The organism is Streptococcus salivarius (genome assembly GCF_009738225.1).
Lineage (GTDB): Bacteria > Bacillota > Bacilli > Lactobacillales > Streptococcaceae > Streptococcus.
Map to the genome: position 1 here is coordinate 239,670 of NZ_CP018187.1, position 15,200 is coordinate 254,869.

Genomic DNA, 15,200 nt, shown 5'->3' on the forward strand with positions numbered 1-15,200 from the left:
TATTCGATTGGAGGAATTCCATGTATAAAGATGACAGTTTAACCTTGCACACTGACTTGTATCAAATCAATATGATGCAAGTCTACTTCAACCAAGGTATTCACAATAAAAAGGCCGTTTTCGAAGTTTATTTCCGTCAACTTCCGTTTAAAAATGGCTTTGCTGTGTTCGCAGGTCTAGAACGTATTGTCAACTATCTTGAAAATCTGACTTTCTCAGAAACTGATATTGCTTATCTAAAAGAGTTAGCCTATCCTGAGGATTTTCTAGACTATCTAGCCAACCTAAAACTCGAGTTGACTATCAATTCAGCCCTTGAGGGTGATTTGGTATTTGCGAATGAACCGATTTTCCAAGTGGAAGGTCCCTTGGCCCAGTGTCAGTTAGTAGAGACTGCCTTGCTAAATATCCTCAATTACCAGATTCTTATTGCTACCAAGGCAGCTCGCATTCGCTCTGTCATTGAAGATGCTCCTTTATTGGAGTTTGGGACACGTCGTGCACAAGAGATGGATGCAGCAATTTGGGGTACCCGTGCAGCTGTGATTGGTGGTGCGGATGCGACATCAAATGTGCGTGCCGGTAAGATTTTCGGCATTCCAGTTTCTGGTACCCATGCCCATGCTCTCGTTCAAGCCTATGGCAACGATTATGATGCCTTTAAAGCCTATGCATCTACTCACAAGGACTGTGTATTCCTTGTAGATACCTATGATACCCTTAAGATTGGTGTTCCGAATGCTATTCGTGTAGCTAAAGAGCTAGGTGATAAAATCAATTTCTTGGGTGTTCGTCTTGATTCAGGTGACTTGGCTTATCTATCGAAGCAGGTCCGTAAGCAGTTGGATGCTGCCGGTTTCCCTGACGCCAAAATTTATGCTTCAAATGACCTTGATGAAAATACCATCCTCAACTTGAAGATGCAAAAGGCCAAGATCGATGTCTGGGGAGTGGGTACTAAGCTTATCACTGCCTATGATCAACCAGCCTTGGGTGCTGTCTACAAGATTGTCTCAATCGAGGATGATCAGGGTGTCATGCATGATACTATCAAATTGTCCAACAATGCTGAGAAGGTATCAACACCAGGTAAGAAGCAAGTGTGGCGTATTACGAGTCGTGCTAAGGGCAAATCAGAAGGTGACTATATCACTTTCGCAGACACGGATGTTAATGCTCTAGAAGAAATTAATATGTTCCACCCAACATACACCTACATTAATAAGACTGTTCGTGATTTTGATGCAGTGCCACTCTTGGTTCCAATCTACGACAAGGGGCAACTAATCTATGAGTTACCAAGTCTTGATGAAATCAAGGCCTATGCGACTAAGGAATTGGACGAACTTTGGAATGAGTATAAGCGCGTGCTTAACCCTCAAGATTATCCAGTTGACTTGGCTAAAGATGTCTGGGATAACAAGATGACCCTTATTGACAATGTACGAAAGAAAGCCCATGACTTGTCAGAGTAAAAGGAGAATTATGACTTTGCAAGAAACTATTATTGCTCAACTAGGCGTTAAACCTAGCATTGATCCAAAAGAAGAGATTCGAAAATCTGTTGATTTTTTGAAGGCTTATATGCTCAAACATCCTTTCCTTAAGTCTTATGTTTTAGGGATTTCCGGAGGTCAAGATTCTACCTTGGCTGGCCGTCTAGCCCAACTTGCCGTTGAAGAGCTTCGTGCAGAGACAGGGAAAGACTATCAGTTTATTGCCATTCGCTTGCCTTATGGAGTGCAGGCAGACGAGGATGATGCCCAACACGCCCTTGCTTTTATCAAGCCAGATGTGAGTCTTGCGGTTAACATTAAGGAAGCTGTTGATGGTCAGGTTGCGGAACTTGCCAAGGCAGGTGTAAGTATTTCTGACTTTAACAAGGGAAATATTAAGGCTCGTCAACGCATGATTACCCAATACGCAGTTGCGGGAGAAAATAGTGGGGCAGTTATCGGGACAGACCACGCCGCTGAGAACCTTACTGGCTTCTTCACAAAATTTGGCGATGGTGGTGCAGATATTTTGCCACTCTTTCGTCTAAACAAGCGTCAAGGTGCAGCCCTTCTTGCAGAACTTGGTGCGGACAAGGCCCTTTATGAAAAAGTGCCAACAGCTGACTTGGAAGAGGACAAACCAGGAATCGCTGATGAAGTGGCACTTGGAGTGACCTATCGTGAAATTGATGACTACCTTGAAGGTAAGGAAGTCTCAGCCAAAGCCCAGGAAACTATTGAGACTTGGTGGCGTAAAGGTCAACACAAACGTCACTTGCCAATCACTATTTTTGATGATTTTTGGAAATAAGAGGAGAAATGAATTATGATCAAAGCTTATATTGATTTTTGGAAGCGTGCTTTTGACTTTAGCGGACGTTCAACTCGTCCAGACTACTGGTGGGCTTACTTGGTTAATGTCATTATTATTACTATTCTTACTGTTTTTTGTGTTCTTATTCCTTTCTTCAGTAATGTTGACCTTAGTGATCCAGCTCTGTTGAATAATCAGACTGAACTGCAAAAAATAATTATTACCTATGCTTGGCCACTAATGCTTTTTAGCTTAATTGAACTTATCCCTCAATTGTCTCTACAAATCCGTCGTTTAAGAGATGCAGGCTTTCATCCGGCTTGGGTACTTCTAAGTTATATAGGGCTTGTACGAATTTTGGTTATCTTCTCATTGATTGGAAGCATTGTCCTCCTTATCATGTCTTGTCAACCAACGAAACCAGTACCAGAAACGCAGTTTGATAAAGTTGAATAAGATTGTCGTAACTCTAGGTCAAACCTAGGGTTATTTTTAAATTGAATTTTCAGAAATTAGTGATAAAATAGAGAGGAATAAGGCTTAAAAGGAGGAATCTTATGACTTCACTATCAACAGATTTCACAGATAAACTATTTGCAGAATATGAGGCCAATGCCAAGTACAGTGCTATTGAGAATGCTGTAACTCACAATGGCTTGCTCAAATCCATCGAAACACGTCAATCAGAAGTTGAAAACGACCATGTTTTCTCAATCGATTTGACTAAAGATGAGGTGTCTAACCAGAAAGCTTCAGGACGTTGCTGGATGTTTGCGGCACTAAATACTTTCCGTCACAAATTAATCTCAGACTTTAAATTGGAAAGTTTCGAACTTTCTCAAGCTCACACTTTCTTCTGGGACAAGTATGAAAAATCGAACTGGTTCTTGGAACAAATTATTGCCACAGCAGATCAAGAGATTGGCAGTCGTAAGGTTAAATTCCTTTTGGATACCCCTCAACAAGATGGTGGACAATGGGATATGGTCGTATCACTTTTTGAAAAATACGGTGTTGTACCAAAATCGGTTTATCCAGAATCTGTATCTTCAAGCAATAGTCGTGAGCTTAACCAATATCTCAATAAGCTCCTTCGTCAAGATGCTCAAATCTTACGTGACCTAATTGCAGGTGGTGCTGATCAGGCTACTGTTCAAGCTAAGAAGGAAGAGCTTCTTCAAGAAATTTTCAATTATCTTGCTATGACTCTTGGTTTACCACCACGTCAGTTTGATTTTGCCTACCGAGATAAGGATGACAACTATCAATCTGAGAAAAATATCACACCACAAGCATTCTTTGAAAAATATGTGGGTCTCAAACTCAGTGACTATGTGTCAGTTATCAACGCTCCAACAGCTGATAAACCTTACGGGAAATCTTATACTGTTGAGATGTTAGGTAATATTGTAGGTGCACCAAGTGTTCGTTATATCAACCTCCCAATGGACCGTTTCAAAGAGCTTGCTATTGCACAGATGAAGTCTGGAGAAACTGTTTGGTTTGGTTCAGATGTTGGTCAAGTTTCAGACCGTCAAAAAGGTATTCTTGCAACTAATGTTTATGACTTTACAGCTAGCATGGATATTAACTTGACTCAAGATAAGGCAGGACGTTTGGACTACAGTGAATCTCTCATGACTCATGCCATGGTATTGACTGGGGTTGATTTGGATGCCGATGGCAAATCTGTTAAATGGAAGGTTGAAAACTCTTGGGGAGACAAGGTTGGACAAAAAGGTTACTTTGTCGCTTCTGATGCCTGGATGGATGAATACACTTATCAAATCGTTGTCCGCAAAGACTTCCTTACAGCTGAAGAATTAGCAGCCTATGAAGCAGAGCCACAAGTACTTGCTCCTTGGGACCCAATGGGAGCCCTTGCTTCAAAATAAGACAATACATGAAAACACTGGAAATTTTCCAGTGTTTTTTATAGTTTCTTTAAAATCTATCGGTAAAAAAAGAGTTATCCAATCAGATAACCCTTTTTATTTCTTATTCTTCTGCTGTAGCAGTGTTTGAATTTGAATGTTCAGAGCCATTAGAAGAGGCCGATGTCGATGGATTTGTTGAAGCATCAGGACCGTACTGTTGACTATCTTGTGAACTTGATGAGTCACTGCTTTGGCTTGAGTCTAAACTTGATGATGAGCTAGATGTTCCAAGTGATCCTGTGTAAACATTTGATGTTGAAGAACCAGTAAGGAAGACATAGCTACCATTATTATAAACACCGCTAGGCATATCGAAATCTTCAGAACCCGCACCATACATCTGGTTAAGGTAGCTACTTGTTACACCATAGATTTGTTTAGCGATATCAAGGTCTGAATCATGAAGTGGTGTTTTACGATTTTTATAACCTGTCCAAATCGCCATAGAATACTTGGTATTGTAACCAACGAAAGTTTCATCTGGAACCATAAGGTAAGCGTAGACGCCACTTTCTTTTTGTACCTTGTAGTATTCATCGTCACCATAGTTAGATGTACCGGTCTTAGCAGCGTTGAACGTACCAGGGACATAAGCTTCAGTCGCTGTACCACCTGTCATTACTTGTTTCAACATGCTTGACATCATGTAAGCTGTTTGTGGTGACATGGCTTCAACACCTTTAGAATCAAATGATTTTGTTGAACCGTCTTCAAATTTGATTGATTTAATGTAAGAAGGTTTATAGTAAGTACCACCATTTGCAAAGGCTGCATAGGCTGCGGCCATTTTCTCACTTGATGCACCATACTTAGGATCTGCTGATGATGTTGAAGATGAGATGGCATTGGAGTAGAACATTTCTGGATACTCAATACCTAAATCTTTCAAGAAGGACTGGGCATAGTCCAACCCAACAGCTTGAAGAGCTTTAACGGCTGTTACGTTACGCGATTGTTGAAGCGCATAAGTCAATGAGATACTTCCAAAGTACTTACGGTCCCAGTTGTAAACTGGCGTTGAGGAACCTGGGAAATTGTAAGGATTATCGTAAACAGTCGTACCAGTGTTTGTATAAATACCTTTTTCAATAGCAGGAGCATAGTCAGTGATTGGTTTCATTGTAGAACCCCAGTCACGGTCTGTTTGAACAGCTTGGTTAGTAGCGAGAGCAATATTTTCATCTTGGTGACGTGATCCCAATTGGGCAACGACACGACCGTTAGTAACATCAATAATAGTAGAAGCAACTTGGAAACTATCATTTGGATAGTAGATATAGTCATCAGTATTATAGACGTTCCAGATATATTTTTGAATATCTGGATTAAGGTTAGTGTAGACGTCGAGACCTGCTGAGTAGATATCAGCATTGGCATCAGTAGCTACCTGCTCAATAACTTGTTTGATGTAGTTATCTAAGTATGGCTCATAGCTAGCTTTCTTCGTAAGTGGAAGAAGGCCATCTGATACATCAGTTGCTTTAGCTTGCTCGTACTCTTCTTTGGAAATGTTTTTGTCTTCATACATTTCACTAAGAACAGTGTTACGACGCTCTTTGGCAGCATCTGGATTAGCATAAGGGTCATATTGTGTTGGTGCTTGTGGAATACCAGCAAGAAGAGCTGCTTGGGCAACAGAGAGGTCGCTCAAGTCCTTACCAAAGTAAGATTTAGCTGCCGTCTTCATACCGTAGTAACCATTACCCATATAAACCTTATTAATGTAGAAGGTCAAGATTTCTTGTTTAGTGAATTGACGCTCCATTTGGAGTGACAACCAGATTTCTTGTGACTTACGTTTAAGGGTTTGGTCAGAAGTGTTAGTTGAGAAGTAAGCCAACTTAATCAACTGTTGGTCGAGCGTAGACCCCCCTTGGGTGCTGCTACGACGAAGGTTGTTAACAGCTGCCCCCATGATACGGTAGACGTCAATCCCACGGTGAGTGAAGAAACGTTTATCCTCGATAGAGGTGATGGCATTAACTAGAGTTGTTGGAATTTCATCTGTTGATGCACTCTCACGCTTCTCAGCTCCCAAGTCGGCAATAAGACTACCATTAGCGTCGTAAATCTTACTTGAGTTTGTTGATTGCAGTTTGTTCTCGGTAAGTTTAGGAACACTGCTAACATAGTAGGCAAAGAGGCTACCACCAGCGATGACACAGACTACAAAGAAAGTGAGCAGTCCAATAAATCCGTATTTTGCAATACGCCAGCCCAAACTTTGGTCTGAAGCGGCAGAGCGTTTTCCTTTGCTATAGCGAGAAGAATCTGAACGCTTGACCTTGATGTTTTTAGCACGTTTAGTCAAACCGTTAAGTGATTCTTTAAAGTTGCTGAAATTAAATTTAGCCATTATGTGTTACCACCTAATAATTTTTCAATGATTTCTAAGTAAGGAACTTGAGGATAAGCTGCTTCTGCAATTGCATAGCCTCTTTTTTTGATATAATCAAGAGGCATTGATTTCGTCCCTTTATCAATCTGATAAAAAGCGATTAAGTCTTTGGCAGGCAGAAGGTAGGTTTCCTTAAGCGTCGAGAAGTGAAGTAGCACGAAGCAGATCCCATCTTGACTGATGACCTGAGACATGTGCTCAATTTGATGCGCATGAAAGTTTTTCATAGGCATGGATGTCTTTTGTCGTGTCTCTTTGGCTTCAAAATCAATGTAGTATCCTTTGTAAACGCCGGAGTAGTCGGTAGTAGAAGCTTGTCTAAAGTAAGCTTCTACAATCTTTGCCCGTGAGCGTTTGGGATAATCGACTTTGACAATTTGAACAGGGGTAGGTTTTTTATGAATAACGGCTAAACCACGCGACAAATAGTAATCATTAGTCGCGTTAATAGCAGATTCAAAGCTCATCCCCCGATTGGCAAAGTCAACTCTATTTGATTTTTTAGGACGTACTTGTGCTATCTTACGAGATATCTGATGGGGATAGTTTACCATTTCTTTCCCTTCTTCTTTATAAGATATGCATAAAGACTATTTCATTATACCATAAAATGAACGAGGAAAACAACAAATGACATCACTACTGGTAACTGGCTATAAGAGCTTTGAACTCGGTATTTTTAAAGACAAGGACCCTAAAGTAACCATTATCAAGAAAGCAATCAAACGTGATTTGATGCGTTTCTTGGATGATGGTGTGGATTGGATGATTTTTACTGGGAACCTCGGTTTTGAATTTTGGGCACTAGAAGTAGCCAAAGAACTTCAAAAAGACTATCCTTTGAAGTTAGCGACTATCTTCCCTTTTGAAACGCATGGTCAGAATTGGAATGAAGGTAATCAAACAAAACTAGCAGCCTTTAAGCAGGTTGATTTTGTCAAGTACAGCTTCCCCGCTTACCAATCTCCAGCACAGTTTAAACAATTTAATCAGTTTCTCATTGACAATACAGATCAGGCTTATTTATTTTATGAACCTGAAAATGAAACAAATCTGAAATATTTTTACGGTATGATGTTAGAAGCAAGGGGTTATCCCGTATCTAGACTGACTTTTGATGACCTCAATGAAGTCATGTCGGAATAGGATATAATTGAATTTTAAACTTGCATTTTTATCTTTTTTTCTGTATCATAAGAACATTAGACAGTAAAGTATTAGTAAGTTAGATAAGACAAGTATTGGAGAATAAAAATGGCTAAGATTAATTTAACGCCCAAGAAAATCTACGAACAAGAATTTAAAACAAGCATGCGTGGATACGATAAAAAAGAAGTTGATGAGTTTCTAGACGATGTAATCAAAGATTACGGTGTCTATATTGCTCTAGTTAAGGAATTGCAAGAAGAAAATGCAAAACTGAAGGCTAAGACTTCATCAGCTCCTGCTAGTCGCCCAGCATACGCAAGTGCGACAAGTGAGTCATCACGTGCGAATGCCAATGTTGCTTCGGCTTCAAACTATGATATCTTAAAACGTATCAGTCGTTTGGAGAAAGAGGTCTTTGGAAAACAAATCGTCGAATAAAACTGGTTTGTGCAATTTTCGGATAATCGCATGGTTGCTAGTCTTCCATGAGGAAAGTCCATGCTAGCACTGGCTGTGATGCCAGTAGTGTTTGTGCTAGGTGAATTAATAAGCCTAGGGACTTGATTTTCAAGTTACGGCGAGTGAACTGGCTAAGTCTTAGGATAGGTTTTAGTAGCTCTGAAAGTGCCACAGTGACGGAGTTTTTAGGGAAACCTAAAAAGTGGAACGCGGTAAACCCCTCAAGCTAGCAACCCAAACTTTGGTAGGGGCATGGGATGGCTGGAAACGAACGGACCATCCTGACTGCTTTGCAGTAGACAGATGATTATCGAAGGAAGTGGTACCTAGTCACTTCTGGAACAAAACATGGCTTATAGAAAATTGCATATAGGTGAGGCTGGGACACATGTCTCAGCCTTCTTTTAGCAAGAATTCTCTCTTTTATATTTAAAGAAAAGAGTGGGTAATAAGCTATCGGTTAAGAAAGTTTGTACTCGTAACAATGAGATAAAAGGATGACAATGAAAGAAACATTTACATTAGTAGCAACTGCAGCAGCAGGTCTTGAGGCTGTGGTTGGACGTGAATTGCGTGAGTTAGGTTATGACACGCAGGTTGAAAATGGTAAGGTGCGTTTCCAAGGTGGTGTTCGTGCAATTGCTGAAACTAACCTTTGGTTGAGGGCAGCAGATCGTATCAAGATTGTAGTGGGTGAATTTCCAGCACGTACCTTTGAGGAACTTTTTCAGGGAGTTTTTGCTTTAGACTGGGAAAATTATCTTCCGCTAGGTGTAAAGTTCCCAATTTCTAAGGCTAAATGTGTTAAATCAAAGCTTCATAATGAGCCATCTGTTCAGGCAATTTCAAAAAAAGCTGTCGTTAAGAAATTGCAGAAGTATTTCCACCGTCCAGAAGGAGTGCCTCTCCAAGAAACAGGAGCGGAATTTAAGATTGAAGTCTCTATTTTGAAGGATAAGGCTACGGTTTTGATTGATACCACAGGTGCTAGTCTCTTTAAGCGTGGCTACCGTACTGATAAAGGTGGAGCACCGATTAAGGAAAATATGGCGGCTGCTATCCTTGAACTTAGTAATTGGTATCCGGATAAACCATTGATTGACCCGACTTGTGGTTCAGGGACCTTCTGTATTGAGGCTGCAATGATTGGCATGAACATTGCACCAGGATTTAATCGTGATTTTGCCTTTGAAGCATGGAATTGGGTGGATAAGGATTTAGTACAGTCGGTACGTGATGAAGCAGATAGCAAGGCAAACTACGATATTGAATTAGATATTATGGGTTGTGATATTGATGGCCGTATGGTTGAAATTGCAAAAGCCAATGCTCGTGAGGCAGGTCTTGAAGATGTTATTAAATTGAAACAAATGCGTTTACAGGACCTGAAAACAGATAAAATCAATGGTGTCATTATTTCAAACCCTCCTTATGGTGAGCGTTTGTTGGATGACAAGGCTGTGGATATCTTGTATAATGAAATGGGTCAAACTTTTGCGCCACTTAAAACTTGGAGCAAGTTTATCTTGACCAGCGATGAACACTTTGAAAGCAAATACGGTATGAAAGCCGATAAAAAACGTAAGCTTTATAACGGGACCCTCCGTGTTGATTTGTATCAATATTTTGGAGAGCGTGTTCGCCGTTCTGAGGCTAGAAAGGTAAATTAAACGTGTCAGAAGATAAAACACAAAATGGCTATGAAGGTAGCCAAGAGCTAGATTTCCAAGATGCCAAGGAAATGACGGTCGGTGAGGCTGTCCGAAAAGAAGCTGAGATTAATGCTGGTGTAACAGAAACAGATAGCATTTTGGATAAGTATATCAAGCAACACCGTGAAGAAGTTGCCTCACAAAAATTTTCAAAGAAAATTGAAGCTGACGGCGATACATCACCTTTGGATGCCTTTATTCAAAAGCAACGTCAGGAGTTTGCGGATTCAGGTTTGATTGGTCAATCAATGGCTAATGAGTCAATCAACTCAACAACAGCTACTGAAGAAGTAACACCGGTCACATTTGGTTTTGGTGCTACAGATAACAAGGCTGATGAAACTCAATCTCATATTGACAAGCAGTTGCCAAATGCCCCTGTTGAACCTGAGGTTATTGCAGAACCAGAAAGTCAAAGTTCTGAAGTTATCATTACGTCAACAAATGCTGATCGTTTCATCACGTCAGAAACAGAAAAATTTGACCTTGGTGATGCACTCGCTGATTCCTCTACTTCAACTAATCAGCCAGCCTATAACGATGCATTGGTCGATAATGTTGATGATAACAATCCTTTGATTGCTAACATTGATGATCCAGAACCACAAAATTCTGCTGTTGCCAATATTGACGATACTGAGCCACAAGCTTCAAAACCTATGTTGGATGATGCTGCTATTTCAGACACTATTGATTTGGCAGCTATTGCATCAACGGTGGCAGGGGTAACTGGAGCAAAAGCTGATGAAGAAAAGACAACACCAAAAGTGTCTATGGCAGTCAATCGCCCATCTGCAGAAGACAGAATCTCTTCAGAGTCTATTTCACCATCGCATAAGAGTGCCTTTGATGGTGACATTCCAGTTTACCGTCGTAAAGGTGTTGTTATAGGTGCTCTAGCAGTTCTTGCTTTAGCTATTATCGGTGGTAGCTATGCTCTTTATAAAGGAACACATAGCCAATCGGCGAGAACAACAAGCACAGCTTCTTCAGCAGTGACATCATCATCAAGCAAGGATACGTCAGCTGCTGATAATAAGGCATTTGAAGAAATGTATAAGAATTTCTTCACAGATGACGAGCAAACAAAACTCGCTAATGATCAATTTGGTAAGTTATCAGATTTGGAAAAACTGCTCAAGAAATTGGAGAAAACCAAGTATTATGATGCAGCTAAGAAAAAATATGATAACTTGAAGAAACAAATTGAAGCTGTACAAAAGATTAACAGTCAGTTTGAGTCAGATGCTCTTGTAGATGGTAGCTATAATGCCTCTATCGCTGTTAAATCAGATGCTAACTTTAATAATCTTCCAGAAAGTGTAACAACAACTGGGAACGCGAGTCTCGATAGCACTATTCAAGAAACTATTAAGGGTGGTAAGACTCAACTTGAAGAAAAAGCTAAGGCTGCGAGTGCAACGTCTGCAGCGACAGCTTCTGAAAGTGTTAATACTGCTAGTCCTGCTGCACCTTCAGGTGATAACACATCTGGAGCAGCTTCTAATGGCGGTGGTGCGGCCGCATCAAATACTTCTGGAGCGCAAAATGGAGCAGCTAACTCAGCAGGTTCAACAGGTTCAACTGGTGCGACTGGAGGAACTACTGGTGGCTCAGCTGCAGCTTCAACAGTTGTAACACGCGGAATCACAAATTATAACCCATCAATCCTTCAACGTAATCGCTCACGTGTGCCTTATAATGCAAACGTAGTAGCAGATACAAGTAACCCAGCTTGGACATGGGCTGATGGTGTTCTTGATAAGATTATCGAAACATCACACTCACGTGGTTACTTCTCAGGAGATAACTTCATCCTTGAGCCAGTCAACATCATCAATGGTAATGGTTACTACAACTTGTACCTTCCAGATGGAACCTACCTCTTCAGTATTAACTGTAAGACAGGTTACTATGTTGGTAATGGTTCAGGTCACTCAGATAAACTTGATTACGAATAATAATCTGCGACACTCCTTCGGGAGTGTTTTTTGTTTTATCTTGGTGAAGGCCTAGTTTATAAGGATTTTATGCTATAATAGAGGGATAAGATAGGGGTGAATACTATGGCAAAATTGATGCCGGGTAGAGTCCGTAATGAGGGTATTGAACTTTTTGAAAAGGATCTCATTACCATTCATCAGGTCTCAGAAACTCAGTTAGATACAACAGTTGACCAACATCATTTAATTTATGCACTCAATGATTCTGAAATCACGTGTGACTGTGATTATTTCGCTCAAAAAGGCTATTGTCCCCATTTGGCAGCGATTGAGTATTATCTAAAAAACGACAAAGAAGGCCAGCGTCTCTTGACAGAATTGGAAGAGGAACAAGAGTCCTCTCAGGGCCAAGAGCGAGGACACTCTTTTGGTGGTTTATTTTTAGAAGGCCTTTCCCTAAATGAGGATGATACTGTTAGATATAGCTTGATGGTAGAGGGAGAGGAATCTACCTTTGGTTCAGAGATTTGGTGGAGTATACGTTTACGTCGCTTACCAGATGAACGTTCTTATGTTATTCGAGATATTCCTGCCTTTCTCAAACTTGTAGAGGCTGAGAGTTATTATCAGATAGGTAAGAACTATTATGAACCCCTATCGCTTATTCAATTTGACCAGGCTTCACAGGCATTTTTAGACTTCTTAGGACGGATGATTCCAGATGAAGCCAAGACTAATTTAGACTTTATTTTACCGAATAATGCACGTCATCTTTGTCTCCCCTACGGTTTTTTTGAGGAAGGTTTGAGACGGATGCAAGATTTGGATGGCTTTAGGTTTGAATGGGAAGGAACCGAATATCACCGACTTTTGGTTGAGGATTTGACTGCTGATGCCCATCTCTTCTCGTTTGATATTTCTGTTGAGCCTAAGATGATTGAATTGACTGTTGCTGAGAAGAATAGTCAGGCCTTTTTTAATAATCGTATTCTCTTTTATCAAGGTGTTTTTTATCGTTTGAATCGAAAACAACAAAAACTTTTGGTTGGTTTACGCTCTCTTCCAATCGGAAGCGATTTGAATAAGCATGTCAGCTTTAATCTTGATGAACAAGCCATCTTGGCTGCTAGTCTTTTTGATTTTAGGACTATGGGACCAGTTAAAGCTCCTAAAGCCTTTAATATCAAGGATTTCACACCGAGATTTCACTTTGATCTGAAAGGTGACAGTGAGGTTATACTTACATTAGCCTTTGATTTTGATGGTTTCCTAGTCCATAATCGACAAGAGTTGAGTCATTTAGGATTTACGAGTAACTATCGTCATGAGCAGGCTGTTTTCCGTTTGATGGCTAAGCATGGATTCACCCCTGATTTTCAGTCATCTAAACGATTAAGTAGCAGTCAAGAGCTCTATGATTTCTTTACGAATACTCTAGCAGAATTTGACAATACAGGGACGGTTCTGATTGGGCAGGAGTTGCGTGACTTACGGGTTGAACAGAGTCCACAGGTTCAGGTAGAGCGTCAGGGGAATTTATTAGATATTTCCTTTGATTTTTCAAGTCTTGACGATGAAGATGTGGATCATGCTTTAGCAGCTTTGATGGAAAGTTCGCCCTATTTTATCAATCGTAGTGGTCAGTTGATTGTTTTTGACGAAGCGACGCATCGTATTAGTGAGAGTCTCAAAACTCTAAGAGCTCGATATTCAGGGCAAGGTCACCTAGAACTAAATCAATTGACTGCCTATCAATTAATGGAGGCTCTTTCAGAAAGTGATTCTGTTCGTTTTTCAAAAGATTTCCAACTCTTAACGCAACATTTGAGTAAACCAGAGACCTTTGATTTGCCAACTTATAAGGTAGAAGCTGACCTTCGTCCCTACCAGGAAAAGGGTGTTCAGTGGCTATCTATGTTGCATCACTATGGTTTTGGCGGTATCTTGGCCGATGATATGGGGTTGGGGAAAACCTTGCAGACCATTGCCTATCTCTCTGCACATTTAGAAGAAGAGCAACGAGTCTTGGTTTTGTCACCATCAAGCCTGATTTACAATTGGCAGGATGAGTTTAAAAAGTTCGCTCCTCAGTTAGATGTAGCGGTTTCTTATGGACTCAAGCCAAGACGTGATGACATCATTGCTGAAGACCACCAGATTATTATTACAAGCTATGCTTCCTTCCGTCAGGATTTTGATGCCTACAAGGCTGGTAAATATGACTATCTCATTCTCGATGAGGCTCAGGTCATGAAGAATACACAGACAAAGATTGCCCAATATCTACGTGATTTTTCTGTTCCACATTGCTTAGCACTATCTGGAACGCCTATTGAAAATCATTTGTTGGAGATTTGGTCTATTTTCCAAATTATTCTACCAGGACTTTTACCGGCTAAGAAAACTTTCCTTAAGTTAACACCAAAGGAAGTGGCTAGGTATATTTCTCCCTTTATTCTAAGACGTAGGAAAGAAGAGGTCCTTCCTGATTTACCAGATTTGATTGAAATCACTCACCAAAGTGAATTGTCAGATGCTCAAAAGGCTATCTATTTAGCGCAATTGCAACAGATGCAGCAAGGTTTAATTTCTGCAAGTGATCAGGAAATCAACCGTCGTAAGGTGGAAATTTTGTCAGGAATTACCCGCTTACGACAAATCTGTGATACCCCAGCTCTTTTTATGGACTATGCTGGAGATAGCGGAAAATTAGATAGCCTAAGAGAGTTGCTTAGTCAAATTAAGGAATCAGACCACCGTGTTCTTATCTTTTCACAATTTCGTGGGATGTTAGATATTACAGAGGGGCTCTTACAAGAATTAGGTATTTCCTCTTATAAGCTAACAGGGTCAACGCCATCTGATAGTCGTCAAGAGATGACCAGAGCCTTCAATCAAGGAAGTCGAGATGCCTTTTTGATTTCTCTAAAAGCAGGAGGAGTGGGACTGAATCTAACTGGTGCTGATACGGTTATTCTGATTGACCTTTGGTGGAATCCAGCGGTAGAAATGCAGGCTATTAGTCGTGCGCATCGTATAGGTCAGGAACAAAATGTCGAAGTTTACCGTTTGATTACAAGAGGGACTATTGAAGAGAAAATTCTTGAGCTTCAAGAAGGCAAGAAGAACCTTGTAACAACTGTCTTGGATGGCAATGAAAGCCGTGCCAGCATGACCGTTGAGGATATTAAAGAAATTCTTGGTATTGTAATATCTTAATTTGTTATGTTTGATATTGAAATACTAAGATGTGAAAATGCTACTAGGCAAATCTTTTGAATTAGGCTATAAT

11 protein-coding genes and 1 other RNA gene are annotated in these 15,200 nt (G+C 40.4%); 10 read left to right on the forward strand and 2 right to left on the reverse strand.

Going from position 1 to position 15,200, the window contains the following annotated elements; genetic code table 11:
* Positions 1–20 precede the first annotated feature (20 nt).
* The 4 genes from BSR19_RS01305 (at position 21) to pepC (ending at position 4,205) form a co-directional block, all read left to right on the forward strand.
* Positions 21–1,475 (forward strand): nicotinate phosphoribosyltransferase, encoded by a 1,455-nt coding sequence (locus BSR19_RS01305; RefSeq protein ID WP_073685716.1) that lies wholly within the window; start codon positions 21–23, stop codon positions 1,473–1,475.
* A gap of 10 nt (positions 1,476–1,485) precedes the next feature.
* Positions 1,486–2,307 (forward strand): ammonia-dependent NAD(+) synthetase, encoded by an 822-nt coding sequence (gene nadE / locus BSR19_RS01310; RefSeq protein ID WP_156246355.1) that lies wholly within the window; start codon positions 1,486–1,488, stop codon positions 2,305–2,307.
* Positions 2,308–2,322: 15 nt separating this feature from the next.
* Positions 2,323–2,766 (forward strand): DUF805 domain-containing protein, encoded by a 444-nt coding sequence (locus tag BSR19_RS01315; protein WP_004183747.1) that lies wholly within the window; start codon positions 2,323–2,325, stop codon positions 2,764–2,766.
* Between the two features lie 101 nt (positions 2,767–2,867).
* Positions 2,868–4,205, forward strand: a complete 1,338-nt coding sequence (pepC, locus tag BSR19_RS01320; protein ID WP_156246356.1) for an aminopeptidase C — start codon at positions 2,868–2,870, stop codon at positions 4,203–4,205.
* Positions 4,206–4,308: 103 nt separating this feature from the next.
* Here the strand turns inward: pepC and pbp1a are convergent, their stop codons facing one another.
* Entirely contained in the window at positions 4,309–6,603 is a 2,295-nt protein-coding gene (gene pbp1a, locus BSR19_RS01325; protein ID WP_060973145.1) for a penicillin-binding protein PBP1A, read from the reverse strand.
* Positions 6,603–7,199, reverse strand: coding sequence for a Holliday junction resolvase RecU (gene recU, locus BSR19_RS01330; protein ID WP_002886506.1), 597 nt, complete (start codon positions 7,197–7,199; stop codon positions 6,603–6,605). The genes pbp1a and recU overlap by 1 nt, the downstream gene beginning before the upstream one ends.
* Positions 7,200–7,275: 76 nt before the next feature.
* On the opposite strand from recU, the gene BSR19_RS01335 reads away from it, so the two are divergent.
* The 6 genes from BSR19_RS01335 to BSR19_RS01360 all read left to right on the forward strand — a co-directional run bounded on the left by BSR19_RS01335 (position 7,276) and on the right by BSR19_RS01360 (position 15,127).
* Entirely contained in the window at positions 7,276–7,791 is a 516-nt protein-coding gene (locus BSR19_RS01335; protein ID WP_049545696.1) for an SLOG family protein, read from the forward strand.
* Positions 7,792–7,899: 108 nt separating this feature from the next.
* Positions 7,900–8,232, forward strand: coding sequence for a cell division regulator GpsB (gpsB, locus tag BSR19_RS01340; RefSeq protein WP_049545697.1), 333 nt, complete (start codon positions 7,900–7,902; stop codon positions 8,230–8,232).
* A 14-nt stretch (positions 8,233–8,246) separates the two neighbouring features.
* An RNA gene (rnpB, locus tag BSR19_RS01345) (RNase P RNA component class B) lies at positions 8,247–8,614 on the forward strand.
* 142 nt (positions 8,615–8,756) lie between these two features.
* Positions 8,757–9,923, forward strand: coding sequence for a THUMP domain-containing class I SAM-dependent RNA methyltransferase (locus tag BSR19_RS01350; protein ID WP_037598046.1), 1,167 nt, complete (start codon positions 8,757–8,759; stop codon positions 9,921–9,923).
* 2 nt (positions 9,924–9,925) lie between these two features.
* Positions 9,926–11,926, forward strand: a complete 2,001-nt coding sequence (locus BSR19_RS01355; RefSeq protein ID WP_156246357.1) for a cell division site-positioning protein MapZ family protein — start codon at positions 9,926–9,928, stop codon at positions 11,924–11,926.
* A gap of 105 nt (positions 11,927–12,031) precedes the next feature.
* Entirely contained in the window at positions 12,032–15,127 is a 3,096-nt protein-coding gene (locus BSR19_RS01360; protein ID WP_156246358.1) for a DEAD/DEAH box helicase, read from the forward strand.
* Positions 15,128–15,200: the final 73 nt, after the last annotated feature.